Source organism: Zooshikella ganghwensis DSM 15267 (assembly GCF_000428585.1).
Taxonomy (GTDB): Bacteria; Pseudomonadota; Gammaproteobacteria; order Pseudomonadales; family Zooshikellaceae; genus Zooshikella; species Zooshikella ganghwensis.
This window is the reverse complement of record NZ_AUAF01000020.1, coordinates 18,071-44,563: the sequence shown is the minus strand read 5'-3', so window position 1 is coordinate 44,563 and position 26,493 is coordinate 18,071. Positions and strand designations below refer to the sequence as shown.

General features: G+C 42.3%; 26 protein-coding genes. 7 read left to right on the top strand and 19 right to left on the bottom strand.

Going from position 1 to position 26,493, the window contains the following annotated elements; all coding sequences use genetic code 11:
- Positions 1-10: 10 nt before the first annotated feature.
- The 19 genes from tnpB to F607_RS35760 form a co-directional block, all read right to left on the bottom strand.
- A complete protein-coding gene (gene tnpB / locus F607_RS28510; protein ID WP_038290447.1) occupies positions 11-364 on the bottom strand; it encodes an IS66 family insertion sequence element accessory protein TnpB in 354 nt (117 codons plus the stop codon).
- A gap of 4 nt (positions 365-368) precedes the next feature.
- Positions 369-800 carry a hypothetical protein gene (locus F607_RS0107010; protein ID WP_027707526.1) on the bottom strand — a complete coding sequence of 144 codons (432 nt, stop codon included), beginning with the start codon at positions 798-800 and terminating at the stop codon, positions 369-371.
- A gap of 418 nt (positions 801-1,218) precedes the next feature.
- Positions 1,219-3,051, bottom strand: coding sequence for a glutamine--fructose-6-phosphate transaminase (isomerizing) (gene glmS, locus F607_RS0107005; RefSeq protein WP_027707525.1), 1,833 nt, complete (start codon positions 3,049-3,051; stop codon positions 1,219-1,221).
- Positions 3,052-3,121: 70 nt separating this feature from the next.
- On the bottom strand, positions 3,122-4,495 hold the full coding sequence (glmU, locus tag F607_RS0107000; RefSeq protein WP_027707524.1) for a bifunctional UDP-N-acetylglucosamine diphosphorylase/glucosamine-1-phosphate N-acetyltransferase GlmU: 1,374 nt from the start codon (positions 4,493-4,495) through the stop codon (positions 3,122-3,124).
- 220 nt (positions 4,496-4,715) lie between these two features.
- The gene (locus F607_RS0106995; protein ID WP_027707523.1) at positions 4,716-5,135 is read right to left on the bottom strand and encodes a F0F1 ATP synthase subunit epsilon; all 420 of its coding nucleotides are present in this window, start codon (positions 5,133-5,135) and stop codon (positions 4,716-4,718) included.
- Positions 5,136-5,197: 62 nt separating this feature from the next.
- Positions 5,198-6,574, bottom strand: a complete 1,377-nt coding sequence (gene atpD / locus F607_RS0106990) for a F0F1 ATP synthase subunit beta (RefSeq protein ID WP_027707522.1) — start codon at positions 6,572-6,574, stop codon at positions 5,198-5,200.
- 42 nt (positions 6,575-6,616) lie between these two features.
- Entirely contained in the window at positions 6,617-7,477 is an 861-nt protein-coding gene (atpG, locus tag F607_RS0106985) for a F0F1 ATP synthase subunit gamma (RefSeq protein ID WP_027707521.1), read from the bottom strand.
- A gap of 89 nt (positions 7,478-7,566) precedes the next feature.
- Positions 7,567-9,111 carry a F0F1 ATP synthase subunit alpha gene (gene atpA, locus F607_RS0106980; protein WP_027707520.1) on the bottom strand — a complete coding sequence of 515 codons (1,545 nt, stop codon included), beginning with the start codon at positions 9,109-9,111 and terminating at the stop codon, positions 7,567-7,569.
- A gap of 16 nt (positions 9,112-9,127) precedes the next feature.
- Positions 9,128-9,661 carry a F0F1 ATP synthase subunit delta gene (locus tag F607_RS0106975; protein WP_038290423.1) on the bottom strand — a complete coding sequence of 178 codons (534 nt, stop codon included), beginning with the start codon at positions 9,659-9,661 and terminating at the stop codon, positions 9,128-9,130.
- Positions 9,662-9,675: 14 nt separating this feature from the next.
- Positions 9,676-10,146, bottom strand: coding sequence for a F0F1 ATP synthase subunit B (locus tag F607_RS0106970; RefSeq protein ID WP_027707518.1), 471 nt, complete (start codon positions 10,144-10,146; stop codon positions 9,676-9,678).
- A 78-nt stretch (positions 10,147-10,224) separates the two neighbouring features.
- Positions 10,225-10,479 (bottom strand): F0F1 ATP synthase subunit C, encoded by a 255-nt coding sequence (atpE, locus tag F607_RS0106965; RefSeq protein WP_027707517.1) that lies wholly within the window; start codon positions 10,477-10,479, stop codon positions 10,225-10,227.
- Between the two features lie 61 nt (positions 10,480-10,540).
- Positions 10,541-11,419 (bottom strand): F0F1 ATP synthase subunit A, encoded by an 879-nt coding sequence (gene atpB / locus F607_RS0106960; RefSeq protein ID WP_027707516.1) that lies wholly within the window; start codon positions 11,417-11,419, stop codon positions 10,541-10,543.
- A gap of 27 nt (positions 11,420-11,446) precedes the next feature.
- Positions 11,447-11,821, bottom strand: coding sequence for a F0F1 ATP synthase subunit I (locus F607_RS0106955; protein WP_027707515.1), 375 nt, complete (start codon positions 11,819-11,821; stop codon positions 11,447-11,449).
- A 255-nt stretch (positions 11,822-12,076) separates the two neighbouring features.
- Entirely contained in the window at positions 12,077-12,958 is an 882-nt protein-coding gene (locus tag F607_RS0106950) for a ParB/RepB/Spo0J family partition protein (protein WP_027707514.1), read from the bottom strand.
- Between the two features lie 35 nt (positions 12,959-12,993).
- Complete coding sequence (locus F607_RS0106945; protein ID WP_027707513.1) at positions 12,994-13,782, bottom strand: ParA family protein; 789 nt, start codon at positions 13,780-13,782, stop codon at positions 12,994-12,996.
- A gap of 26 nt (positions 13,783-13,808) precedes the next feature.
- Positions 13,809-14,447, bottom strand: a complete 639-nt coding sequence (gene rsmG, locus F607_RS0106940; protein WP_027707512.1) for a 16S rRNA (guanine(527)-N(7))-methyltransferase RsmG — start codon at positions 14,445-14,447, stop codon at positions 13,809-13,811.
- 145 nt (positions 14,448-14,592) lie between these two features.
- Complete coding sequence (gene mnmG / locus F607_RS0106935) at positions 14,593-16,482, bottom strand: tRNA uridine-5-carboxymethylaminomethyl(34) synthesis enzyme MnmG (protein WP_157365394.1); 1,890 nt, start codon at positions 16,480-16,482, stop codon at positions 14,593-14,595.
- Between the two features lie 292 nt (positions 16,483-16,774).
- The gene (locus F607_RS0106930) at positions 16,775-17,389 is read right to left on the bottom strand and encodes a flavin reductase family protein (RefSeq protein WP_027707510.1); all 615 of its coding nucleotides are present in this window, start codon (positions 17,387-17,389) and stop codon (positions 16,775-16,777) included.
- Positions 17,390-17,774: 385 nt separating this feature from the next.
- Positions 17,775-17,903 (bottom strand): hypothetical protein, encoded by a 129-nt coding sequence (locus F607_RS35760; protein WP_268967635.1) that lies wholly within the window; start codon positions 17,901-17,903, stop codon positions 17,775-17,777.
- Here F607_RS35760 and F607_RS28505 point away from each other — a divergent pair.
- The 7 genes from F607_RS28505 (at position 17,902) to F607_RS0106885 (ending at position 26,482) form a co-directional block, all read left to right on the top strand.
- Positions 17,902-19,842 (top strand): M4 family metallopeptidase, encoded by a 1,941-nt coding sequence (locus tag F607_RS28505; protein ID WP_051311028.1) that lies wholly within the window; start codon positions 17,902-17,904, stop codon positions 19,840-19,842. The genes F607_RS35760 and F607_RS28505 overlap by 2 nt on opposite strands.
- A 181-nt stretch (positions 19,843-20,023) precedes the next feature.
- On the top strand, positions 20,024-20,518 hold the full coding sequence (locus F607_RS0106910; protein WP_027707509.1) for a hypothetical protein: 495 nt from the start codon (positions 20,024-20,026) through the stop codon (positions 20,516-20,518).
- A gap of 527 nt (positions 20,519-21,045) precedes the next feature.
- On the top strand, positions 21,046-22,158 hold the full coding sequence (locus tag F607_RS0106905) for a tetratricopeptide repeat protein (RefSeq protein ID WP_027707508.1): 1,113 nt from the start codon (positions 21,046-21,048) through the stop codon (positions 22,156-22,158).
- A 97-nt stretch (positions 22,159-22,255) separates the two neighbouring features.
- Entirely contained in the window at positions 22,256-22,525 is a 270-nt protein-coding gene (gene fliQ, locus F607_RS0106900; RefSeq protein ID WP_027707507.1) for a flagellar biosynthesis protein FliQ, read from the top strand.
- A 25-nt stretch (positions 22,526-22,550) separates the two neighbouring features.
- Positions 22,551-23,312: a flagellar biosynthetic protein FliR gene (locus tag F607_RS0106895; RefSeq protein WP_027707506.1), complete on the top strand. Its 762-nt coding sequence runs from the start codon at positions 22,551-22,553 to the stop codon at positions 23,310-23,312.
- Positions 23,313-23,330: 18 nt separating this feature from the next.
- A complete protein-coding gene (locus F607_RS0106890) occupies positions 23,331-24,413 on the top strand; it encodes an EscU/YscU/HrcU family type III secretion system export apparatus switch protein (RefSeq protein ID WP_027707505.1) in 1,083 nt (360 codons plus the stop codon).
- Positions 24,410-26,482, top strand: coding sequence for a flagellar biosynthesis protein FlhA (locus tag F607_RS0106885; protein ID WP_038290417.1), 2,073 nt, complete (start codon positions 24,410-24,412; stop codon positions 26,480-26,482). Before F607_RS0106890 ends, F607_RS0106885 begins: the two co-directional genes overlap by 4 nt.
- Positions 26,483-26,493 lie beyond the last annotated feature (11 nt).

Here is a 26,493-nt window from a genome sequence, read left to right as displayed (position 1 = left end):
TTAAAAACCATTAAGCGACAACTGATTTCCAATCTTCCATAATGGCAGCGCGTCTCGGGTCGCCTTGATATAACAGAATTTGTAGCTCTTTAGCACTGATTTTATAAGTGGTGTCACCAGCCTTTGGCCACCATTTTAATTTGCCCTGGGAGAAGCGTTTCATGCAGAGCCAAAACCCTTGACCATCGTAGACTAATAATTTAACAGATTCTTTACGGCGATTAGTAAAGACAAAAATAGTCCCCGAATCGGCTTCTTCATTCAATTGCAATTTACACAAGGCAATCAGGCTGTTGATTCCTTTTCTGAAGTCCACTGGTTTAACGGCCAATAATAATCGATGCTGAGGCGTCAGTTGCAACATAATATTAAGCAATAAAACGAGTAATTAACGCATCAACGGCTTGTGATGATAATGCATTCACCTTCAATACAGTGCCATCAGGTCGCGTTAACTCAATGGATAAAATGTCAGATAAACATGATTCTGTTGCAGGTAATTTTGCAGTTTCACCACTAAAGTCAACCGCAATAAAGTCATTGGCTGGTGGATCTTTTCTTTCAGCAGACTTAGCTTTACCATTTAACCTTTGCTCTTGAACCCTTAATTGAGCATGACTAATTCGTAAAGTGGACAATATTTTTGATATTTTATAGTGCTCCTGAAGTGCAATAACATCACGCCAATATGCCTTTGGAAATGGCTGACGCTTACCTGGTCGCTGTCGCCAAGCATCAAACTTGTCTTGCACTGCCTCAAGAGTTAATGGGGCCTCGGTGGGGGTTGCTGCTTCGGTCATTGTAGTCCTCAACAAGGGGGGTAACTGTTGAGGCTAGGCTATCAAGAGTTAGCATAACAAAGCACGCACATCTGCCGAGGGGACACGATGTAATAGCAAGTACGTACGCAGGACTAAGCAGCCTTAATCGAGTTTAGATATAACTAAAATGGTGTAACATTTTAAGCAGTAAACTGAAGGTGGCATTTAAGCTGAAAAAATGAAGATGACATTATATAGGTGCCTCATCTGACAGCAGAAAACTCTTTAAACCACTTCAGCCATTGGGTTTAGGAGCTTTAGGGAAGGCTCCAGAAATGGGTTCATTAGACAACAACGAAGTTATGCCAACATTGTTGGCATAACTCCGAGTAGCTAAAGAGAGAATTATTTGGAGCAGGATAATACTTTATTGTATTACCAACTATTGGTCTGCGACCTATTCAACCGTAACTGACTTCGCCAAGTTACGTGGCTGATCAACATCGGTTCCCTTAATAATGGCCACATAATAAGACAGCAATTGGAGTGGGACGGTAAAAATAATCGGTGCAACCACTTCATGTACATGTTCAATATACATGACCTTGACACCCTCTCCCCCTTTAAGCTGGGTTGCCTGATCTGCAAACACATAAAGCTGCCCACCCCGAGCACGTACTTCTTCCATGTTTGACTTAAGCTTTTCCAATAAATCATTATTTGGCGCAACAACAACAACTGGCATATCAGTATCAATCAATGCCAGAGGTCCATGCTTTAACTCACCCGCTGCATAAGCTTCAGCATGGATGTATGAAATCTCTTTAAGTTTCAGCGCACCTTCCATAGCAATTGGGTACTGATTACCACGACCTAAAAATAAGCTGTGGTGTTTTTCTGAAAAATCTTCAGCAAGCTGCTCAATATCATCAGCCAACTGTAAAACATGATTAAGGTGATTAGGCAGCTCTTTTAATGCTTTAACAATTTCGGCTTCCATTTCAGCAGACATACCCTGATAACGGCCAATTGCTGCTACCAGCATTAAAAATGATACCAGTTGGGTGGTGAATGCTTTTGTTGAAGCAACCCCAATTTCAGCGCCCGCTCGGGTCATAAAGGCCAGATCTGACTCACGCACCAGAGAAGAACCAGGTACGTTACAAATAGCCAAGGAAGCCATATAACCCTGTTCTTTTGCCAAGCGCAACGCTGCTAAGGTATCTGCTGTTTCACCTGACTGAGAAATAGTCACAAACAAACAGTTTTTCGGAACAACTGATTTGCGGTAGCGAAATTCTGAGGCAATTTCCACATTACATTGCACCCCTGCAATGCTTTCAAACCAGTAGCGTGCAACAAGCCCTGCATGATAACTGGTACCACAGGCAATAATCTGAATTGACTCTACGTTGCTAAAAATATCATGCGCTTCATGGCCAAAGCTGGCTTCGATCACTTGTTTATCCGTCAGCCGCCCTTCAAGCGTATTGATAATAGCATCGGGTTGCTCATAAATTTCCTTCAACATGTAGTGACGGAATTTACCTTTATCACTCGCATCATGCGTTACTGTGCTTTCTGATTCTTCACGTTGAACAGGCTTTCCTGATTGATCATAGATATCAATCTTGTCACGGGTAATCTCTGCGACATCACCTTCTTCAAGGTAAATAAAGCGACGTGTCACGGGTAATAAAGCCAGTTGGTCTGAAGCAAAGAAGCGTTCACCAATACCTACTCCTATTACCAATGGACTGCCAGAACGTGCACCTATCAGTCGGCTTGGATCACGACGATCCATCGCAACCATTCCATATGCTCCTTCCAACTGTTTTACTGTCTGTTGAACGGCTTCCAGTAAACTACTTGTGTGCTGTCGCACTGAGTGAATCAGGTGAACAATTACTTCCGTATCTGTTTCAGAAATAAACTCGTATCCCTGCTTTTTGAGTTTTTCCCTTAGAAATTCGTGGTTTTCAATAATACCATTATGGACAACGGCAATATCGCCATTGGAAACATGTGGGTGAGCATTCCGCTCACTAGGCTCACCATGTGTTGCCCAACGGGTATGCGCTATTCCGGTACCACCAGCCAAAGGCTCAAGCTTTAATGCATCTGCCAACTCTGCCACTTTGCCTAAACGACGTAATCTATTCAGCTCAGTTGCCTGGTTGACAATAGCCATACCCGCTGAATCATACCCGCGATACTCTAGACGACGAAGCCCTTCCAGTAGTATCTCAGCAACATCCCGTTGAGCAACAGCCCCAACAATTCCACACATAACCACGTTCCTTATACTTAAAAACCAGCTACAGGTAACACGTCTTATTTTTACGTGCTGTATTATCTAGCTATTTCTTTTTTGGTCGTTGCCAACCATCAATGTTCATCTGTTTTCCACGAGCAACCGCAAGCTGTTCAGCTGAAACGACTCGGGTAATGGTTGAGCCAGCTCCCACTGTAGCACCTTGAGCAATGGTTAGCGGGGCAACCAGTGAGCTGTTAGAGCCTATGAATACATTATCTTCGATGACTGTTTTGTGTTTATTTACTCCATCATAGTTACAGGTGATGGTACCGGCCCCAATATTTACATCAGCGCCAATCTCTGCATCGCCTACATAAGTCAGATGGTTTATTTTACTGCCAATACCAACATTGACCTTTTTCGTTTCTACAAAGTTACCTACTTTAGCTTTTTTGGCTAGCACTGTTGCAGGACGTAGACGGGCAAAAGGTCCCACTTCAGCTTCTTGACCTACCTCTGCAGATTCCAATATAGAGTGTGCTTTTATAACGGCATTATCAGCTATAACACTATCACTAATAACACAGTTAGGGCCTATCACAACGTTATTGCCAATCGTCACCGCACCTTCAAACACAACATTGACATCAATAAACACATCTTGCCCAACATTCACATCGCCCCGCACATCCAAGCGGTATGGATCAGCAACCGTTGCACCTGCCAGCATTAATTTTTTTGCCTGCTCAAACTGAAACCATCGCTCTAGCTCTGCTAGCTGAACACGATTGTTAACCCCTTGAACTTCCTGTTCACAGCTTGGATGAACTGCATTAACAGTCAACCCGTCAGCAACAGCCATTGCCACAATATCGGTTAAGTAATACTCCCCTTGTGCATTATCATTGCTCAGCTTAGGCAGCCAGTGTTTTAGTTTTTCTGTTTTTACCGCCATGATACCGGTATTAATTTCTTTGATGGCCAGTTGCTCAGGTGTCGCATCTTTATGCTCAACAATAGCCGTAACCTGTTGTTGAGCATTGCGTACAATACGCCCATAACCTGTCGCATCAGCTAACTCAACGGTGAGTAGTGCAAACCCACTTTGCTTAGCTGACGTCAATAAGTTATGCAGCGTATCTGCCTGAATAAGCGGCACATCGCCATATAAAATCAGCACAATATCGGATTCATCAATATGGGAGGTGGCTTGAGCAACAGCATGCCCAGTACCTAACTGTTGCGCTTGGGTTATCCAATTTACCGCATAGTGATTGAGGTGATGTTTTACAGTATCTCCTCCATGGCCTACGACAACATGTAATTGTCGTTTATCCTGCTGCTGCATAGCTTGTTGAGCCGTTAGCATGACGTGCTCTAACATAGGCTTACCCGCCAAAGAATGAATGACCTTTGGCAAGTTAGATTTCATTCGAGTGCCTTGGCCCGCAGCCAAGATGACAATATCAACATTCATGATTAGTCGTGAGGTACTTGTTGGTAATTTTTACAGATAGGGACTTGTGACAGCCCCAATTTTTTGAAAAACCGTACAATTAAAACGAACTATTTAGATGGCAATGTATGCTTTGCAAATCCTACACCATCGCCAAAATTAAAAAAGCGTCTTTAGCGAGAGTTCAATCATAAAAAAAGGGTAGCATAGCTACCCTTTTTTAAACCGGCTGGTTATCTGATCAACGCTTGTGCCGAATATGTTGCAAAGTACGCAGTTTTGCAGCGGCTTCTGCTAGCTGGCTAGCGGCACGAGAATAGTCAAACTCACCACTTTGGTTAGCTAAAGCATGCTCAGCCTCTTGCTTAGCACGAACTGCTGCAGCCTCATCAACGTCGCCTGCACGCAGTGCTGTATCTGCAAGCACCGTGATGGAGTTTGGTTGGACTTCAAGGAAGCCACCAGAAACATAAAAGATTTCTTCTTTGCCACCTTGTTTTACGATTCGAACAGGGCCAGGCTTAAGGTCAGTCAACAGGGGAGCATGGCCAGGGGCAATACCCAGGTCACCCAGGTTACCTGTTGCAATAACCATCTCAACCAAGCCTGAGTAAATCTCCTGCTCAGCGCTGACGATGTCACAATGTACTGTAATTGCCATCGCGGTATGCCTCGCTACGGCCTAAGCCGGTAACTGCTAATTTGCTACCGGCTGCAGGCGCATTAAAGTTTCTTGGCCTTTTCAACAGCCTCGTCAATACTACCCACCATATAGAAGGCCTGCTCAGGTAAGTCGTCGTACTCACCTTCCAGAATACCTTTAAAGCCACTAATAGTGTCTTTAAGTGATACGTATTTTCCTGAAGAGCCAGTAAAGACTTCCGCTACGAAGAATGGCTGTGACAAGAAGCGCTCAATCTTACGTGCACGAGACACAACCTGCTTGTCTTCCTCAGAAAGCTCATCCATACCCAAAATGGCAATGATATCTTTCAACTCTTTATAACGCTGAAGAACAGACTGAACACCACGGGCAACGTCATAATGCTCTTGACCAATAACTAGTGGATCAAGCTGACGTGATGTTGAGTCCAGAGGATCTACCGCAGGGTAAATACCCTTTGCCGCAATATCACGGGACAATACAACCGTCGCATCCAAGTGTGAGAAAGTGGTGGCTGGTGATGGGTCAGTCAAGTCATCGGCAGGAACGTAAACAGCTTGAATCGAGGTAATAGAACCTGTCTTCGTTGATGTAATACGCTCTTGAAGCACACCCATCTCTTCAGCCAGTGTTGGCTGATAACCTACCGCTGAAGGCATACGACCTAGTAGCGCAGACACCTCAGTTCCCGCCAGGGTGTAACGATAAATGTTGTCGACAAACAACAATACGTCACGGCCTTCATCACGGAACTTCTCAGCCATGGTCAAGCCAGTCAAAGCTACCCGCAAACGGTTTCCAGGTGGTTCATTCATTTGACCATATACTAGCGATACTTTGTCCAGTACGTTTGATTCCTGCATCTCGTGATAAAAGTCATTACCCTCACGAGTCCGCTCACCTACACCGGCAAATACAGAATAACCACTGTGTTCAATGGCGATGTTACGGATAAGCTCCATCATGTTTACGGTCTTACCCACACCAGCACCACCAAACAGACCTACCTTACCCCCTTTGGCAAAGGGACAAACCAAGTCAATAACTTTGATACCAGTTTCTAACAGCTCGTTAGCTGCTGCTTGCTCATCAAAAGAAGGGGCTTCACGGTGAATTGAGGAGCGCTCTTGCTCACCAATTGGCCCTTTTTCATCGATCGGATTACCCAATACGTCCATGATACGACCCAGGGTTTCTTTACCCACAGGTACTTTAATTGGGTTGTTGGTATTCTTAACATCTAAACCACGGCTCACACCTTCTGTTGAACCCATGGCGATTGACCGTACCACGCCATCACCCAGCTGTTGCTGTACTTCAAGGGTTAAGTCTTTGCTCTCAACTACCAGAGCATCATAAACCTTGGGTACAGAATCGCGGGGAAACTCTACGTCGACCACGGCACCGATAATTTGTACGATACGTCCGCTACTCATCGATGGTTCCTCATATTCAATAACCTGAACCTGTTCAAACCATTAAACAGCGGCAGCGCCGCCAACGATTTCTGAAATTTCCTGAGTGATTGCTGCCTGACGGGCCTTGTTATAAACCAGCTGTAGCTCATCAATCAGATTACCCGCGTTATCTGTTGCGCTTTTCATCGCAACCATTCGGGCAGCCTGCTCACAGGCATTGTTCTCAACAACGGCCTGATAAACCTGAGACTCAACATAACGAACCAGCAAGCCATCTAATAATTGCTTAGCGTCTGGCTCATACAAGTAATCCCAATGATGTTTTAAAGTTTTGTCATCACTGGCTTGTAGAGGAAGCAACTGCTCACTGTTAGGCTCCTGAGTCATGGTGTTCACAAAACGGTTAAACACCAGGTACAGGCGATCAATTCGACCTTCTTCGTAAGCATCAAGCATTACCTTAACGCCACCAATTAGGTCAGCAATGGAAGGTTCATCACCCAAACCATTGATAGCTGCTACCGCATTACCACCATAGTGGCGGAAAAAGGCACCAGCTTTGCTGCCCACGAGGCAAAGATCAATCTCTGCACCTTGGTCAGCCCACTGTTTCATTTCAGTAATGGTTTTTTTGAACAGGTTAATGTTCAAGCCGCCGCACAGACCGCGATCAGATGACACCACGATAAAACCAACCCGCTTGACTTCTCTTTCCGTCATGTAGGTATGGCGATATTCCGGAGTTGAGTTGGCAATATGGCCAACCACCTCACGAATGCGCTCAGCGTAAGGACGGCTGTGTTGCATACGATCCTGTGCCTTACGCATTTTACTCGCCGCCACCAACTGCATAGCGCTGGTGATTTTTTGTGTGTTTTTGATGCTCGCAATCTGCGTGCGAATTTCTTTTCCGACTGCCATGTAGCACCCTTTCAGGTTGAAAACATTACTGATGCCAGTAATGCAGCAGCGGATCAGCCAATGACTAACGCCTTTGACTGATACCTAACTTACCAGGTTTGAGTCGCTTTAAACTTCTCAATACCTTGCTTGATACCTGCTTCAATTTCGTCGTTGTAGTCACCAGACTCATTAATTTTATTCATCAATTCAGCGAATTCACTGTTCATGAATGAAATGAGTGCAGCTTCAAAATCAACGATTTTCTTAAGCTCAACGTCTTCCAGATATCCTTTGTCTGCTGCGTAAATACTGACGGACATTTCAGCCACACTCAGCGGCGAGTACTGTTTCTGTTTCATCAGCTCTGTTACACGCTGGCCATGCTCCAACTGTTTACGCGTAGCTTCATCAAGATCTGAAGCAAACTGCGAGAAAGCGGCCAACTCACGATACTGAGCCAAAGCAGTACGGATACCACCCGACAGCTTTTTCATAATTTTCGTCTGTGCGGCACCACCTACCCGAGATACCGAAATACCTGGGTTGATCGCTGGACGTATGCCAGAGTTAAACAAGCTTGTTTCCAAGAAAATCTGACCGTCCGTAATAGAAATTACGTTAGTTGGTACGAATGCAGAAACGTCACCCGCCTGCGTCTCGATAATTGGCAACGCTGTCAGAGAGCCTGTTTTGCCTTTAACTTCACCATTGGTAAACGCTTCTACATATTCAGCATTTACTCGAGCAGCACGCTCTAGCAAACGAGAGTGTAGATAGAATACGTCTCCAGGATAAGCCTCACGGCCTGGTGGGCGACGCAATAACAATGAAATTTGGCGGTAAGCCCATGCCTGTTTGGTTAAGTCATCATAAATGATGAGTGCATCTTGACCACGATCACGGAAATACTCACCCATTGAGCAACCTGAGAAAGGTGCCAAAAATTGCATGGGTGCAGGATCTGCAGCACCAGCAGCAACCACAACGGTGTGCTCCATAGCGCCGTGCTCTTCTAGCTTACGTACTACGTTAGCAATCGAAGACTGCTTTTGACCAATTGCCACGTAGATACATTTAATACCTGTACCTTTCTGGTTGATAATAGTATCAATCGCTACTGCAGACTTACCAACCTGACGGTCACCGATAATCAACTCACGCTGACCACGGCCAATTGGAATCATCGAGTCAATCGCTTTCAAACCTGTCTGCACAGGCTGATCTACCGACTTACGTGCAATTACCCCTGGTGCTACTTTTTCAACAGGCGCCGTCAATTCAGCATCAATCGGTCCCTTGCCATCAATAGGGTTACCCAATGCATCTACAACACGGCCTAAAAGCTTCTCACCAACAGGTACTTCAAGAATACGACCAGTACATTTTGCTGTTTGGCCTTCAGCCAAACCTTTGTAGTCGCCCAAAACAACAGCACCGACTGAGTCACGCTCCAAGTTCAGTGCCATGCCAAATACACCACCGGAGAACTCAATCATCTCTCCGTACATTACGTCAGCCAGTCCATGGATACGAACAATACCATCAGATACGCTGACGATCGTGCCCTCATTACGGGCTTCTGTTGCGATATCAAGCTTCTCAATTCGCTGCTTGATAATATCGCTGATTTCAGATGGATTCAGTTGCTGCATGCTATGCCCCTTTAACTCAGGATCTCATCGCGTCGGCCAATTGATCAAGCTTGGCACGGATACTGCCATCAATTACCAGATCGCCAGCTTTGATGATAAGACCACCTAACAGGCTCTTATCAACCTTATTCTCAACATTAATTTCACGACCAAAACGCGAGCTGAGTGATTTTGCCAGTTTATCCTGCTGTTCAGCTGTCAGTTCAAAAGCTGAAGTTACTTGTACGTCAACTTTCTTCTCTTCTTCAGCCTTTAACTGCTCAAACAGGCCAGCGATGTATGGCAGCAAGGTTAAACGTTTATTGCTAGCTAAAGCGTGAATGAAGTTTGCTCCGTGGCTATCAATTTCATCACCACACATATCTAAAAAAACGGCTGCCCGGGTTGCTCCATTAACATCAGGAGAGGACAGCAACTGTTGTACCTTAGGCTGCATGGAAATTGCAGCACCAAGATTTAACATTGCTGACCAGTTTGACAGGCTTTTTTTAGCCACAGCAAACTCAAACGCTGCTCTTGCATAGGGTCGAGCTAAGGTGGTCAGTTCCATTTGGCTAACCCCTGTTATAGCTCAGCGGCAAGCTGGTCTACGAGTTTGCTTTGCGCTTTCTCATTAACCGCTTCACCAAGAATTTTTTCAGCCCCGGCAATTGCTAAAGTTGCTACCTGAGCACGAAGCGTTTCGCGTGCACGGTTAACTTCTTGTTCAATTTCTGCCTGAGCCGCAACCTTCATCCGTTCACCTTCAACTCTTGCTTGCTCTTTAGCTTCTTCAATAATCTGAGATGAACGCTTATTTGCCTGCTCGATAATTTCAGCAGCCTGTTGCTTTGCTTCACGTAATTGTTTGCCGGCTTTATCTTGAGCCAACTCTAAATCACGCTTGGCGCGATCCGCAGCCTCTAAACCATCGGCAATTTTCTTTTGTCTCTGCTTGAGTGCTTGCATGACTGGAGGCCATACATACTTCATACAGAAAATAACGAAAATCGCGAAGGCCAGAGACTGTCCTATAAGGGTCGCATTGAGATTCATGCCAACACCTCTCGCTGTATTTTTATAGGACAACTAATGCACAAACGACTGGCACTAGCCGTTATTTGCATAAATGACCTAATTAACTAAACCAACAAATGGGTTAGCGAAAGTGAAGAACAATGCAATACCCACACCGATCATTGTAACCGCGTCCAATAGACCCGCTACGATGAACATTTTAATTTGTAGCATTGGTACCATTTCAGGTTGACGAGCAGCGCCTTCAAGAAATTTACCACCCAACAAACCAAAGCCAATCGCAGTACCTAAAGCACCCATACCAATTAAAAGAGCTACTGCGATCGCTGTTAAACCAACTACAGTTTCCATTTATTTCCTCCCGACAGTCGTCGTCTTTAGTTAAAGAAAAGTGATGACAAAAACCGATAGATTAATGGTCTTCATGAGCCATACTTAAGTAAACAATCGTAAGCATCATGAAAATAAACGCCTGCAGTACAATGATCAAAATATGGAAAATTGCCCAAGGTACTGAAAGGAACCATTGCGCCCACCAAACAGGAATCAACGCAATTAGAATAAAAATAAGCTCGCCAGCATAAAGGTTGCCAAAGAGACGTAAGGCTAAAGAAACTGGTTTCGCCAGTAACCCAACAAACTCTAACAAGAAGTTAAAAGGAATCAGTGACCAGTGGTTGAAAGGGTGAAGTGTTAACTCACCAACAAAACCACCTACACCTTTAACCTTGATGCTGTAGTAAATAATCAACCCAAACACTGCCAGCGCCATCGCAATGGTGGCATTGGGGTCGGTAGTGGGTACCACCTTCATGAAGGGAATGCCAAGCTGAGTCGCTATGAGTGGCAGCCAGTCAACAGGCACCAAGTCCATAAGGTTCATTAAAAAGACCCAGACAAAAATGGTCAATGCAAGCGGCGCAATCAACGCATTTCGACCGTGGAAAGTGTCCTTAACGTTGGTATCAACAAACTCCACCATCAACTCGACAAAATTTTGCAATGCACCAGGCACACCACTTGTTGCATAAATTGCAGCTTTTCGAAACAGGTATAAAAATAATACCCCTAGAAAAATCGACCAACCAAGCGTATCAAGATGAAGCGCCCAAAAGCCCATTGCTTTTGCTTCCGCAGCATTATGTGCGATCGTCCATGCAGAGTCAGTTAGCGTTTCAACCACCTTACCGTGATGATCAACCCGCTCAAACCCTTCTGGCAGTCGGCCAAATGTCAAATTCTGTAAATGGTGCTGAATATACTCAGCAGATGTTTGGTTTTCAGTCGCCATGGTATGCTCTCGCAGTAATCCAATAAGCTAAAACTTTATTATCCAGGCAGTAAACCAGTTCACCATCTGAACAACTATAAAGGTCCCAAACAAGGCGAAGACATTAAGCGGCTTTATGAAAATAAAGACCAACGCAAAAATTATTGCAGTCAAAATAAACTTTCCAGCTTCACCTTTGTAAAACGATCTGGCTATTTTTTGTGCAGCACGAGCACCTGAGTACGCAAACGCTTTGCTCACTAAATAGGCATTGGGCAACAGAGAAGCTAACCCACCCAGCAGTGCTGAATAGGCTACAACTGTGCTATGTAGCCATAATGCTAGTGCGACCAATACCGTAATTAAGAGTTGTATAATTATTACACGGTATATGGGCGGCTTTCTTAAATGGGGTGCGGTCATGCAGCTAATGCCTTAGCAGCGAAAACACACAACACCTCCAACCAACTGACGTGCGCTACTCGCCTACAACTGTTCAATAAGGCCCCCTCGAGCTTACCAAAGGCCCCCTCGAGACCTCAAAACATAATTCAGTTAATTTTTGGGGCTTGAAGTATATTGGGAATGGCTCGAGTGTTCAACACTCACCGGGCTTAATGAACCTGGCTCATTAGTCAAATACACTAAGCGTCGAGATAGTCCACTGAAAAAGCTGTATTATTTAATATGATCTAATACACCGTCTAGCTCATCAAGACTGTTGTATTTAATGATAAGCTTGCCTTTTCCTTTAGCCGTATGTTGAATAGCGACAGGCGCTCCCAACTTTTCACCCAGGTCCTGCTCCAGCTTTTTAATGTCAGGATCAATAGGCGTACTTTTATTGTCTTTTACTTTTTTGTCTGCCTGAATATGCCGTACTAAAGACTCAGTTTGTCTGACAGATAATCCTTTCGCGACAACACTTTTGGCAGTTTCTGTTTGTATAGACTTAGGCAAGCCTAACAGCGCTTTAGCATGCCCCATATCCAGGTCACCATGCTCCAGCATTGTTTTGACATCATCACTTAACGTCATTAAGCGCAGCAAGTTGGTAATAGCCACTCGCGACTTGCCAACTGCATCTGCAACCTGTTGCTGAGTGAGTCCAAACTCTTGCTGAAGGCGCTGCAGAGCAATGGCTTCCTCAATCGGGTTAAGGTCCTCTCGCTGAATATTTTCGATTAGTGCCATCGCTATAGCTGCTTCATCAGGCACATCGCGAACAACTGCAGGAATGGTATCCAAGCCAGCTAGTTGACTGGCACGCCAGCGCCGCTCTCCAGCAATAATCTCATACTGATCAGCACCAATAGGTCTTACCACGATGGGCTGCATAACCCCTTGCGCTTTAATGGAGTTAGCCAGTTCTTCTAAGGCATCAGGGTGCATATCGCGCCGTGGCTGATAGCGTCCCCGCTGAATAAACTCAACAGGAAGATGCATAAGCTCTTTCTCTTTTTGCTCGCCACTCTCTTCACTAGAGTCTGGCTCATTATAAGATGAGCCTCCTAGCAGAGCATCTAGGCCTCGGCCCAATCCACGCTTTTTAGCTGCCATAGGAAATAATCAACTTTGTCCAAGGGTTAGAATACTTATGCAGACTCTTGTTTAAGCGGTGTTTCCTGGCGTCGAAGCATTTCTCCAGCCAAGGCAAGATAAGCAACCGCTCCACGAGATGCTTTATCATACGCCAGTGCAGGCATACCAAAACTAGGCGCTTCCGCCAGGCGAATATTTCGAGGTATCACCGTCCGATAAACCTTATCACCAAAATGATTGACCAACTGTGATGATACTTCATTAGCCAAACTGGTTCGCGGGTCATACATAGTACGTAACAAGCCTTCTATTTTTAAGTTGGCATTTAAAACCCGACTTATTCGTTGAATGGTATCAAGTAAAGCGGTTAACCCCTCCAGTGCATAATATTCGCACTGCATAGGAATAATAACACCATTAGCTGCAGCCAGTGCATTGACGGTTAACATATTCAGAGAAGGAGGACAGTCAATAATAATATAGTCGTATTTAGATGCGGTCTTAGCCAGTGCATAACTGAGTCGCTTTTCTTTATTAGGTAACTCCAACAGTTGTACTTCAGCTGCAGTCAAATCACCATTGGCTGGTAACAAGTCAAATCCACCTGATTCACTTGTTACCAATGCATCCACCACCTCTTTTTGTCCCGTTAGCACATCATAAACAGACGCCGAAAGCACTTGCTTATTAACACCACTCCCCATGGTTGCATTGCCCTGCGGGTCAAGATCAACAAGAAGCACACGGCGCTTGGTGGCTACTAAAGATGCAGCCAGATTGACGCAAGTGGTAGTCTTACCCACCCCGCCTTTTTGGTTGGTCACTGCAAGTATTTTCGCCACCTTGGATGTCCCTCAGTTCACTTAATTTAAACAGGTTTATTACTAATTTTAATGAGGTGACGCTGCGCATCACACCCAGGGACAGATAACTGATAAGCTTCAATTTGCTCTGTCATTTTTGAATCGAGTTGTGCTATTTCTGCTTCAGGGTAAAGTCCTTTCATTGCTAAAAAATAACCCTCATCAGCACATAAATGATGCGTATTTTGTAACATATCACATAGTGACGCAAAAGCCCGTGACACAATTATGTCAAATGACTGCTTCACCTCAAACTCTTCTGCTCTAGATTGCACAACAGTAACGTTATCCAATTCTAACCGAATTTTTACCTGGGTTAAAAAACGGGTTTTCTTACCATTGCTATCTAGCAGTGAGAAATGCTTGTCAGGAAAAAAAATGGCTAATGGTATCCCGGGTAGACCAGGGCCTGTTCCCACATCCAGAATGTGATCTTTGTCGATATACGGTGTAACACTTAGACTATCCAGCAAGTGTCGCTCAACCATTGTATTGGGATCTCTAATGGCTGTGAGGTTATAAGCCTGGTTCCATTTGACGAGTAAACCCAAATACGTCATCAACGCATCTACTTGACCTGTCGTCAGCGTCAAGCCCATCTGTTTTATACCGTTGACCAGGAGTAAATGTTGTGATTCCACCATACTTTTATTACTTATCATGAAATGGGTTTTACATAATACAGCAACTAAAAACTGAGTGGATTAAAATTAAAACTAAGACTGTTACCAAAATATTGATAACAGTCTTAACCACTCACGAAAGTCGACTTACGGCTAGAAGTGAAAATTAAGCTGACTTCTCATTTAACAATGAGCGCTTCTTCAGATGGACAATCAGTAGAGAAACCGCAGCAGGGGTAACGCCAGAGATACGTGATGCCTGTCCAAGTGTTTCGGGCTGATGTGTAATTAACTTTTGTTTGATTTCATTCGACAGGCCAGGAATGTTGTCATAATCAAGGTCCGCAGGTAAACGTGTCTCTTCATGACGACGAAGCTTGATGATCTCGTTTTCTTGGCGAGCGATATAACCTTCATACTTTACTTGAATTTCAACCTGCTCTGCTACCTGGCAATCGCTGGATACAGGTTCACCGACAAGGTTTGCAATGTGCTCATAACGCACTTCAGGCCGGCGTAACAACTCAAGTAAATTGTACTCATGGGTAATTGGACTGGTAATCACTTTATTGAGCTGCTCAGCTTCGACAGAGGCTGGTTGAATCCATGAAGTTTTTAGTCGCTCCTGCTCTTTCGAAATAGCGTCTTGCTTCGCTGAAAATACAGCCCAGCGGTGATCATCAATTAATCCGAGTGAGCGCCCTTTCTCGGTTAACCTTAAGTCAGCATTATCCTCCCGTAAAATGAGTCGATACTCTGCACGACTGGTAAACATTCGGTAAGGCTCACGGGTACCATGCGTGATTAAATCATCCACAAGCACTCCAATATAAGCCTCATCCCGACGCGGGCACCATGCTTCTTTTTCTTGCGCTCTACGTGCAGCATTCAAACCGGCTAAAAGTCCTTGAGCAGCCGCCTCTTCATACCCTGTGGTACCGTTAATCTGACCAGCAAAGAACAGTCCTTGGATAAATTTAGTCTCCAAAGAGCTGTGCAAATCTCTTGGATCAAAAAAGTCATACTCTATGGCGTAACCAGGTCGGGTTATATGTGCATTCTCAAAACCTTTAATAGACCGAACCAAGGCCAGCTGTACATCAAACGGTAAGCTGGTTGAAATACCATTAGGGTAAAGCTCATGAGTAGTTAGGCCTTCAGGCTCTACAAATACTTGGTGAGATGCCTTATCCGCAAAGCGCATTATTTTGTCTTCAATCGAAGGACAGTAACGTGGTCCAACTCCCTCTATAACCCCAGTGTACATGGGTGAGCGATCTAGACCTTTACGAATGATCTCATGGGTTTGCTCATTTGTATGGGCAATAAAGCAGTTAACCTGTTGTGGATGCTCATCCACTCGCCCTAAAAATGACATGACTGGCAATGGCGTATCACCTGGCTGTGGTGTCATGACAGAAAAGTCGACTGAACGTGCATCAATGCGAGGAGGCGTCCCTGTTTTTAGACGCTCTACACAAAAGGGTAATTCTCTTAAACGTTTAGCCAGAGCAATAGAAGGCTGGTCACCTGCTCTACCACCAGAATGGTTTTCCAAGCCAATGTGAATAACGCCCCCCAAAAAAGTGCCTGCAGTTATTACGACACTGGGCGCATAAAACTTCAGCCCCATTTGGGTAACAACACCTTCAACCTTCTCTTGATGAACAATCAGGTCATCAACTGCTTGTTGAAAAATATCAAGATTGGGCTGATTTTCCAGCATATGCCTAATGGCCGCTTTGTAAAGCACCCGATCAGCTTGAGCACGGGTTGCCCGAACCGCAGGTCCTTTACGAGAGTTAAGAATACGAAATTGAATCCCTGCACGATCCGTTGCTTGGGCCATTGCACCACCCAGTGCATCAACCTCTTTTACCAAGTGGCTTTTACCAATTCCGCCAATAGCAGGGTTACAGGACATTTGTCCAAGTGTTTCAATATTATGTGTTAACAGTAATGTTTTAACGCCCATGCGTGCCGCAGCCAATGCAGCTTCAGTACCTGCATGACCACCACCCACTACAATCACATCATAGCGTGTCGGATAATCCACTATTTCTAACCTCGACTTTTAGCAACATCAACTGCTAGCAAAAACTTTATAGCACTGAGTTCCTTCGCAATTTTCTGTATATGGCTGGCACTTTACACACAGACAAAGTCAAACTAGTGCTTGCTGCAAAATTTGCTAATTATAAAAGGAAAACGTAGAAAAATAACTATAAATTTGGCGCTGAAAACACCTTTTATCGCTACCACTATGATGTTTTTGCTATAAGCTAAAAAGACTTAATCAGCTTTTGCTAGCTTCTTCCAAGCTTGCAGTATCTTCATCGTATAAATGCTTACTTGGGTCGAGGAATGCTAATCACTTTACCCATCACCGCATACTCACTACTTCCTAAGCGAGCTAAAGGGTCAACTCGAAGCGCATCAATCTTACTCCGCCCTTTTGTATCTTCTGCAATAACCTCATCACTCACAAAAAGCTGATGAACTTCAGCATAGATAACCCTTTGTTTATTTCGACCCAGCTCATGGACTTGATTAAAACTGCATGCCATTGCAATGTCACAACACGCTAGTCTGGGAACGTCAAACCCTTCAAACGGCACTAGATCTAACCCTAGCTCATCGACTTCAGAGGTTTCTGCTGGCAGTGTTCTGGATGAGTCAGTAACCAATTGCGCCAAATGACTTTTAGCAATATGAATCACACAGTTTTTGCGGGCAATTAAGTTTTCACTAGTATCCTTATATTCACCACCAGGCTTTCTACCTATGGATAGCATAACTAGTGGTGGATCACTACAAACAGCATTAAAGTAAGAAAAAGGAGCCAGGTTATAACTCCCCATCTCATTCACAGAGATAACCCATGCTATGGGTCTTGGCACAATACTTTGAGTCATCCAATGATAAATTTGAGCTGGTGTTAAACTTGAAAAGTCAATCTGCATGTACCCTCCCTCTTCTACGAAACCACTCTCTTTACGTCAACTGTTTTACATCACTTTTGAACCGTGAATAACCAAAAAGCATAAAGACCACTGGTGTCAAAAATATCTACATTAGTCGCTAGCTTAACCCAATATGTGACGAGGTAAATATCTCCTGTCTTATTTTTTGTCATTATTAAAGCTCGAATACTTTTAATCAGCGACTCAAGGGTACCTCTAAAAAAGTGTATTTTTAGAGGCTCCTCAACGAGTTTTCGCTATTTATCACAAAAATACATTCGAGTTTGGAAAAGAAGAAAACGGTTTTTATAACGTTTTAATTTATTTGTGTGTTATGCCAGCAAACTATCCAAGCTGTTTCAAATAGTTTGCATACTTACAGCGGTTATAAATCTAAATGATGGAGTAAAGATAGGATTTTCTCCTCAAGTAGAAATAAAAACTCTCTTAAAACTAAAGCCGTTAATACGGTGCGCTTGCTGGCATAGACTTGAAACACCTGAGGAATAAACATGAGCCGAATTAGCCTTAAAATAATGTTGTGTGCTGGTGCTATCAGCTCACTTGCTGCATTTCCCTTGACCACTCTTGCTGCGCAAATTGTAAATCTGGAACAAGAAACAGAGTTTCAGGCATTTCGTACAATTGCCCCTCTGCATGAGGTTTTAAACCTTGAATCTGAAAAAGATATCAAATCAGTTGCTACCATGAAGCTGGCTAATGGTGTCACTAAAACCAAGTACCAGCAGCTGTATCAAGGTGTACCTGTATATGGACAGTCGTTTGTTGCAGCCAAAGACAAGCGGGAAGTTTATAGTGATTTGAGTGGTTTTATTGTCCAAAGTCTAGCAAACGATAACCTCAATACGACACCTAGTTTATCCACAACAGACGCATTACAAATCGCTCTGAATGCTAAAGGTTTTAGTCAAGATAACTCACGCGTTGAGCACCATGATAGCCAACTGTATGTTTATGCAGAAAACCCTGAAAAACCTCGCTTAGTCTATGAGATTTCCTACTTTACTCATAACTCAGGTGCACCAACACGTCCCTTTTACATCATTGATGCACATACTGGAGAAGTCGTTGAGCAGTGGGAAGGCCTGAACTTTCAAAAGGCAACGGGCCCAGGAGGAAACCCAAATACTGGTAAATATCATTATGGTACTGACTACCCAAATTTAGAAGTAGATAGTCAGTGTCGTATGAGTACAGAGCACGTCGAAACCCAGGATATGGGCAATGGCCAAAGTCGTGGTCGTGTACATCAGTTCAACTGTCCAGAAAATACCGCAAGGGAATCAAATGGTGGTTACTCACCTCTGAATGATGCCCATCACTTTGGGCATGTAGTATTTCGTATGTATCAAGATTGGTATAAAACGAAACCGTTACCTTTCAAATTAACCATGCGCGCCCACTATGGACGCAATTACGAAGACGCCTTCTGGGATGGTCGTGCCATGACATTTGGTGATGGAGGGAGCACACTCTATCCACTTACTACACTCGATGTTTCCGCTCATGAAGTAAGCCATGGTTTCACCTCAAATAACTCAAATCTTGCCTATCGAAATCAGTCTGGCGGGATTAATGAGGCCTTCTCGGATATGGCAGGAGAAACAGCTGAGTTTTATAACTTCAAAAAAGTTGATTGGATTATCGGTGCCCAAGCCACAAAAAATAAGCGTGGTATAAGGAACTTTAAAAAACCTAGTGATCACCACGGCTCTATTGACCATGCAAGAGAATACCGCCAAGGTATGGATGTTCACCACTCATCAGGGGTTTATAACCGAGCTTTTTATAATCTTGCTATAACCAAAGGCTGGACAATTAAACACGCCTTTGAAATCTTTTTAATTGCTAACAAGATGTACTGGAAAGCAAACACCAACTTTGAGCAAGGCTCATGTGATGTCATGCGAGCTGCGAAAGACAAAAACTGGTCGGTTGGCGATGTAAAAGCAGCCTTTAAAATAGTTGGCTTAGGCAGCAACTGTAATGTACCAGATGGTGGCAATAAACCTGACGACTCAAGCAATCCGAACCCAAACCCAAATCCCAACCCGAATCCAGGCACAGACTACAAAGTACTTACAAATGCTATGGGTGCATGTCTAAATGCAAGCAGCTCAATTGTTAAGGCGCCGTCCTGTAGCTCAAGCAACGCTAAATGGCTGATTGATGATAAAGGACTTGTTCATCCCTCAACAGCACCAGATAAATGCCTGCAAATGCCTTCTTGGTATAGTGGTAAAAACCAAGCAAAAATTGGTAGCTGTGATGCAAAACAGCTCAACCAACGCTGGGTTTTATCTGCAGGAAAAATTAAAAACTTAGCTTACCCTACATTATTTATCACTCACTTTGAAAAATACGGAGATTGGGTAGGTGTATGGAATAACCAACCTGACTGGAAAGGTCAGCAGTGGAAGTGGAAAAATTAATAATATCTATACTAAGAACACGCTTGATTAAGCCCGCCTTATGGCGGGCTTTTTATTCAAAATATTTTACACTTAGCCACTTCTACTTAACTCAACCTATTGATTATTAGCAGTTATTCCAAATTGGCACTAGTTTTGTACTCAATTAAAACTATCTTATCACTACGTGGAGGACAGGCTGGTGCAAAATCCAAAGTTTTTTCAATACTCCCGAAGCCCTCACGATCAACAAGAAATTATTCTAGAAGACTTCCTAGGAAATAAACAAATATTCGAGATAAGCTCATTTTCATTTAGCTGCGAATGTACTGACCAAGACCTTGCAGCAAATACATTTGACTTAACAATCAGACAGTTTTTTATTCAAGCTGAACTACGCTCTTCTGACGTATTTTCGCTAGGGGAAATGATGGTGATAACACTGCACCCTGCACACAGGACACTAACCATTTATCCCGAACAACTCCACAACTTCTCAATACCCAACTATATTTGGCTTAATTTAAACCTACAACTACCTGCATCTCCTAGCCACTCAGAACGGCATGGTTATTTAATTGCTACAACAATTGACAATATTCACTCTACACCCGCCGCATCTATGTTAATGGTTCGTAACAATGGAAAAATACTGCTTGTAAAGAGTCGTCAACGAAACTGGATTTCTACTAACTAAGTACTTTACATCGTTTTGACAAATACAACATAGATAGTAACCACCTATATAAAACGAATGCATCATAGGTTCATCAAGATAAACATTATTGTTACCGCGCTTCACACAAAAAATTTAATCTAATAAATGACTTGGAGCAATAAAAATAACTAAATGCGCTTGTTTCGTTTCTTTATACTCCAAGTCTCGCCATTTCATTTAGTTTCTAACTCTTTTAACTCACTTTAACAGTCAAAGTGCCACAATAACTTTTTTATTTGTGCTAGCTTGCCCCGTAAGTCCATTGCTACTCATCAACACAGTATTTAAATAAGTAAGCAGTAATTTGTATCTGTCTGGCAAAGTTAATTAATATCTTCTATGGAGCTTTTGTTTGAAATATCAACATTCTTATGATAAAAACTGCACATATTACGTTTAGATTATATTGACAGCTTCTATTAAAGACAGCTTCTAAAAGAGTAGGTGAACTTAGACTGTTTGCTTATCCTCTTACTAACACTTAGCTCCACGAGCAGTAACCAAACATGACCGACTCTCTTCAAGATGCTATTAAGCAATACATTGGATACTTGTCTTATGATCCAAGTAATACGCTTATTATTCGCAAGTTGGTGGAGCTTTACCTGGAAGCAAATACCCCTCATAAAGCGCATGAAGTCATAAGTCATTACACTGCTAATGAAGACATTCACTTATCAATTGCAAAATCAGCGCTTGCATCTTATCAAGGCAATGATGAAGAGGTTGTGGCTCTACTGCAACATCATACTGGAGTTTACGAAGAGGCTGTTATTTATTTACTGGCCTTAGCTTACCTGCGCCTCAACCAATATGATAATGCTTTTAATACTCTGCAAGTAATGCCTGTAGAGCAAATGGGTATCCCTACACGTTTATTATTTGCCAGGGCATTACATAATTTAGGAGAAGTACAAAAAGCAATAGCGCTTTTGGAAGAGTACAAAACGAGTGCTGAATGTATAGGCTACTTGGCACTGTTATACTGGGATATTGAAGACTTTGATAAAGCACATACCCTTGCTGACAGCGCGTTAGCTATTGACCCTAAACAACTTGAAGCAAGTATAGTAAAAGGGTTCCAGCTTTTATCAGTGGATAACTTATCAAGTGCCCAAACTACGTTTAGCCAAATACTAAAATTGAAGCCTAAAAGTGGAAGAGCTTGGCTTGGCACTGGGCTTATTTGTATGCAACAAAACGACCTTAATAGTGCTATATCTGCTCTTCGCAAAACAACGCAGTATATGCCTAATCATCCAGGAAGCTGGAATACACTAACATGGTGTTTGCTGATCAATAATCAGCTAGATGAAGCAGAGCAAGCAGCCCTAGAAGGATTAGCTATCGCACCTGCGTTTTCTGAGTCACAAGGTATGATGGCTATCGTACTCTGTTTTCAAAATCGCTTTGACGAAGCTAAAGCTTACTACCGTAAAGCATTACTACTGAATACCGACTCACTTGCTGGCCTTTACGCAAAATACTTAATTCTTGCCCGCTTAAGCCCTGAAGAAGCACAAGATGTATTCCAACAATTAATGAATATTTCTATTACCGAGCAAGTTACCGTTGGGTCTGTTCTGAAAAAAAATATCAATCGTCAAGAAAAGCACTAAAGTATCAAGCCCACTTTATCCTTAAAAATTTACATCACCCAACCATTGTATGTTGGGTGTAAGCCTAGTTAAATCATAGTATAAATCACGACTTAAAATGAATCTTGATGTAGCGAACTCGTTATTAGATAGCATGCTTTGGAATACTGCAAAAGTAGCTGCACCTGTTTTGATCACCAGCTTAGTTGTTGGCTTAATCATCAGTATTTTTCAAGTAATCACACAGATACAAGAAATGACACTGACGTTTGTACCTAAAATGTTGGCTATCTTAGGTGTCCTTTTTATTTTTGGGCCATGGATTCTAACAACGATATCAAGTTACGCTACTGCATTATTTAGTGAAATACCGAATTACATAGGCTAAGGGCTAAATACGATACTCATAAAAGATGGTAATTAACTTTGATGTTACATGGTTATATGCACTGTTACTGACAACAACAAGGATTGGAATCGTATTATTTGCGTTATTTCAGGCTGGGGGAATCAAGCTACCTTGGTTAATTAAAGGTACACTCTCGATTACTCTTGGACTTATTTTATTACCATTTGTTGATCAATCTGTTGGATTGGGCCAGCCAGATATAATACATCTTATCCTTCTTATGGTTAAAGAAGTAATACTGGGTATGCTGTTAGCAACAGGTATATATTTTGTTTTTGGTGCTATTAACCTTGCTGGTCGGGTTATTGATACTCAAACAGGTATTAATGCAATGGCCGCATTTGATCCACATTCACAATCAATGTCTGGTTTTACTACACAATTACTTAGACTCTTGGTTCTATCTGTATTCTTTTTTACTAATCAGCATCATAATCTTTTATATATGTTAGTTTTTTCTTTACAAAAACTAAATCCTCTCCAATTTTATGAGGTAAATATAGCTCACGCCATCCAGTTCTTACCCAATGTATTCTTATTTGGTATAAGGTTAGCCGCACCTGTTATTGCACTCGTTTTTATTGGCGATATAATGTTTGGTTTATTGTCAAAAACAATGCCTCAACTTAACGTATATTTTCTCACCCTGCCAATCAAAATTTTACTAGGACTATTGTTGCTCATTTGTCTGCTACCATCATTTACGAACCTCAATATCGACATATTAGGTTCACTCATTGACTACTGGCAGTCAGTACTTAATTAAAAGGCAGTTCTAAACTCTATGTCGAGTAATACTTCTGAAAAAACAGAACAGCCTACCCAGTTTCGTCTTCAGGAAGCCAGGAAAAAAGGCCAACTTGCTAAAAGCATGGAAGTCACAGGTTTAACTGTGATAACAGTGTTTGTCTTAGTCGTTAGTGGTTATGGTATTAATAGTATTATAGAGATAGCTAAGTCGACCCAGGCAACATTAGACCTAACAGAGTTTGCCGCAGACAAAAAGACTATTTTCGACGCTATAAAAGACTCATTCACGATGACCTGTAGTATGCTTTTTTCATTAAGCGCTATTGCTGTGGTGGCAGGTATACTGGGTAACGTTTTACAAACTGGAATAATATTTTCTTCAGCTCCCTTAAAGTGGGATATACAAAAAATCAATCCAATTAAAGGCTTCAAAAAACTATTCTCCATAAAAAGCTTATTTGATCTTTTAAAATCAGTCATCAAGATAGCTATTCTGGTTACAATTCTTTACTTGTATCATGAAGAAATTGTTAGCGCTGTTATTAGGTTGCATCAACAAGAATTATATCAAGGGATGATATCAATACTTCATATACTTTCTAAACTATGTATTACAGTCATAAGTCTACTTTTAGCTTTATCTATACTTGATTATTTATTCACGAGAAAGCAGTACATAAAGCAACTCAAAATGACCAAACAAGAAGTTAAGGATGAATATAAGCGGCGCGAAGGCGATCCCTTAATCAAACAAAAACGTAAAGAACTTCAAAACAAACTTCGTCAACAAACTGACGGACTCAATAATGTCAAAAACAGCGATGTAGTGATTACAAATCCAACTCACATAGCAGTTGCAATCAGCTATCAACGTAATAAAATGGATGCCCCTAAAGTCGTTGCAATGGGAGCTGATAATCTTGCAAAGCAAATTCGTTATGAAGCAGCAAAAGCGAGTGTCCCTATTATTGAAAAACCCACTCTTGCAAGAGCATTATACAAAAAAGCGGTCATTAACAGCACAATACCAGAGTCAACATTTTTAGATATAGCCATTATACTCCATAAAATTTATCAGCAAAGAAACTCTCTTACCAAGACTGAATACAACGAATGAAGTCAATAACAATTAAAGATTTGCTAGGCTCACAGAGTGAGCTACTGCTTGTGGTTGCTGTTGTTGGCATCCTTCTCGTACTTTTTACTCCAGTGCCCGCTGTTGTTCTGGATATACTACTAATTACAAACTTTAGTTTTGCCCTGCTTATTTTATTAGTCACCTTTTATATCGATCGCCCTGTTGACTTTTCTACATTTCCATCGTTACTACTCATTGCTACCCTATTCAGGTTAGCACTAAACATTTCTGCGACTCGCCTTATTTTAAGTGATGGTGATGCCGGACAAGTTATAAACGCTGTTGGTGAATACGTAGTTGGGGGCAACTATATTATTGGCCTTGTTATATTTTTTATTCTAATCGTTGTCCAATATGTTGTAGTCACTAATGGTGCTCAACGCGTTGCAGAAGTGGCTGCTCGCTTTACCCTTGATAGTTTGCCAGGCAAACAGATGAGCATTGATGCTGAGCTCAACATGGGTATTATCAATGAACAAGAAGCGAGAAAAAAACGTTCTGACCTAGAAAGAGAAGCAAACTTTTATGGTGCAATGGATGGTGCTAGTAAGTTTGTCAAAGGAGATGCGATAGCCGGGATTATCATCGTTCTGATTGATATTATAGGCGGTCTATCAGTAGGTATTGGGCAGAATGGTTTATCTTGGTCTACTGCACTGCATACTTATACTTTAATGACTGTGGGCGATGGACTGGTAACCCAAATACCTGCATTAATTCTTTCAACAGGTACGGGCATTATTGTTACTCGTGCTGCAAGTGACTCCTTTCTTGGTCAAGAAGTTAGCCGACAAGTAACTCGTTATCCAAAAAGCTTAATACTGGTTGCTGTCGCATTACTGTGTATTATGTTTACCAAAGGTATTCCTTGGCTTCCTGTCTTTGCTGTCCTGCTTGTAGTCAGTTTATTGACATATAAAGCTATTATGGCTCACCGCCGTGCTGACATAGAAGAAGACACAAGCCAACAAGATCTTCAGGAAAGTGAAGGCGAATCATTATACAACCAGTTAACTATTAGTCCCATAGAGTTATCATTGGGTAAAGACCTTGCTAACCGGTTTGGTGAAGAAAACAGTCTACTCTCTGAAAAAATTAAGTCTTTCAGAAAACAGTATGCCTTAGAAAGCGGCTTGGTTATTCCTAAAGTAAAAATGATTGCTGATAGTAAGCTCGCCGATAATCACTATGAAATTCGTATTCATGGCTCAAGAGTCGATAGCAGCAACTGTTATTTAGATCGGTATTTAGCTATTTCAACTCAGTCAGATATAGCACTGGAAGGTATAAAAGACAAAGACCCTTCTTACCAACTACCTGCTGTATGGATTACCCAAGATCAAACAAGCATTGCAAAACAGCAAATGTGTACAGTTGTTGATGCAACAACAGTTGTTTTCACACATTTTTGTGAAGTTATAAGAAGACATGCGGATGAGCTGCTAACACGAAGTGAAGTTGAAAAGCTTTTGATACCTATAAAACAACATCATACCTCTTTATATGAAGAGGTTATTCCAAACATGTTGACACTGACAGACATCCAAAAGGTGTTACAACGTCTTGTTAAAGAAAGTGTAAGTATCAGAAATATAGAGCATATTCTAGAAGCACTGGCCGATCACGGTAAAACAACAAAAGACCCTGTTTTTTTGAGTGAGTCTGTTAGACAAAATATGGGAAGAAGTATTTGCGAGATGTTATTGGATGATAGTAATACCCTTCACGTAATGTCATTGTCACCAAAGCTTGAACAACAACTTGTCTCGCAACTACAGCCTGCAACAGACCAGACAACCAATATTCACCTTGATCCATTGTTAACAGAAAGACTTGTTATAGCAATAGCTAATACTGCAGAACAAATGGCCATGAATAATTTAAAACCCGTGTTATTATGCTCTGCAGCCTTACGACCACACTTAAAGTTAGTAACAGAGAGAACGCTTAAGCATTTAACAATACTCTCAATACAAGAAATACCTCCAGTTATTGCAATAACATCTTTTTCAACAGTAGATATCCAAGAATCGAAAAGAGCTAATTAATTATTGGTAAT

Coding starts and splice junctions, on each gene's coding strand:
- fliQ (WP_027707507.1), top strand. CDS start 22,256: ATGAATCTTGATGTAGCGAACTCGTTATTAGATAGCATGCTTTGGAAT.
- atpB (WP_027707516.1), bottom strand. CDS start 11,419: ATGGCGACTGAAAACCAAACATCTGCTGAGTATATTCAGCACCATTTA.
- F607_RS0106950 (WP_027707514.1), bottom strand. CDS start 12,958: ATGGCAGCTAAAAAGCGTGGATTGGGCCGAGGCCTAGATGCTCTGCTA.
- atpA (WP_027707520.1), bottom strand. CDS start 9,111: ATGCAGCAACTGAATCCATCTGAAATCAGCGATATTATCAAGCAGCGA.
- atpG (WP_027707521.1), bottom strand. CDS start 7,477: ATGGCAGTCGGAAAAGAAATTCGCACGCAGATTGCGAGCATCAAAAAC.
- F607_RS0106890 (WP_027707505.1), top strand. CDS start 23,331: ATGTCGAGTAATACTTCTGAAAAAACAGAACAGCCTACCCAGTTTCGT.
- F607_RS0106995 (WP_027707523.1), bottom strand. CDS start 5,135: ATGGCAATTACAGTACATTGTGACATCGTCAGCGCTGAGCAGGAGATT.
- F607_RS28505 (WP_051311028.1), top strand. CDS start 17,902: ATGAGCCGAATTAGCCTTAAAATAATGTTGTGTGCTGGTGCTATCAGC.
- tnpB (WP_038290447.1), bottom strand. CDS start 364: ATGTTGCAACTGACGCCTCAGCATCGATTATTATTGGCCGTTAAACCA.
- glmS (WP_027707525.1), bottom strand. CDS start 3,051: ATGTGTGGAATTGTTGGGGCTGTTGCTCAACGGGATGTTGCTGAGATA.
- atpE (WP_027707517.1), bottom strand. CDS start 10,479: ATGGAAACTGTAGTTGGTTTAACAGCGATCGCAGTAGCTCTTTTAATT.
- F607_RS0106975 (WP_038290423.1), bottom strand. CDS start 9,661: ATGGAACTGACCACCTTAGCTCGACCCTATGCAAGAGCAGCGTTTGAG.
- F607_RS0106970 (WP_027707518.1), bottom strand. CDS start 10,146: ATGAATCTCAATGCGACCCTTATAGGACAGTCTCTGGCCTTCGCGATT.
- atpD (WP_027707522.1), bottom strand. CDS start 6,574: ATGAGTAGCGGACGTATCGTACAAATTATCGGTGCCGTGGTCGACGTA.
- F607_RS0106930 (WP_027707510.1), bottom strand. CDS start 17,389: ATGCAGATTGACTTTTCAAGTTTAACACCAGCTCAAATTTATCATTGG.
- F607_RS0106885 (WP_038290417.1), top strand. CDS start 24,410: ATGAAGTCAATAACAATTAAAGATTTGCTAGGCTCACAGAGTGAGCTA.
- F607_RS0106895 (WP_027707506.1), top strand. CDS start 22,551: ATGGTAATTAACTTTGATGTTACATGGTTATATGCACTGTTACTGACA.
- rsmG (WP_027707512.1), bottom strand. CDS start 14,447: ATGGTGGAATCACAACATTTACTCCTGGTCAACGGTATAAAACAGATG.
- F607_RS35760 (WP_268967635.1), bottom strand. CDS start 17,903: ATGTTTATTCCTCAGGTGTTTCAAGTCTATGCCAGCAAGCGCACCGTA.
- glmU (WP_027707524.1), bottom strand. CDS start 4,495: ATGAATGTTGATATTGTCATCTTGGCTGCGGGCCAAGGCACTCGAATG.
- F607_RS0106955 (WP_027707515.1), bottom strand. CDS start 11,821: ATGACCGCACCCCATTTAAGAAAGCCGCCCATATACCGTGTAATAATT.
- F607_RS0106905 (WP_027707508.1), top strand. CDS start 21,046: ATGACCGACTCTCTTCAAGATGCTATTAAGCAATACATTGGATACTTG.
- F607_RS0107010 (WP_027707526.1), bottom strand. CDS start 800: ATGACCGAAGCAGCAACCCCCACCGAGGCCCCATTAACTCTTGAGGCA.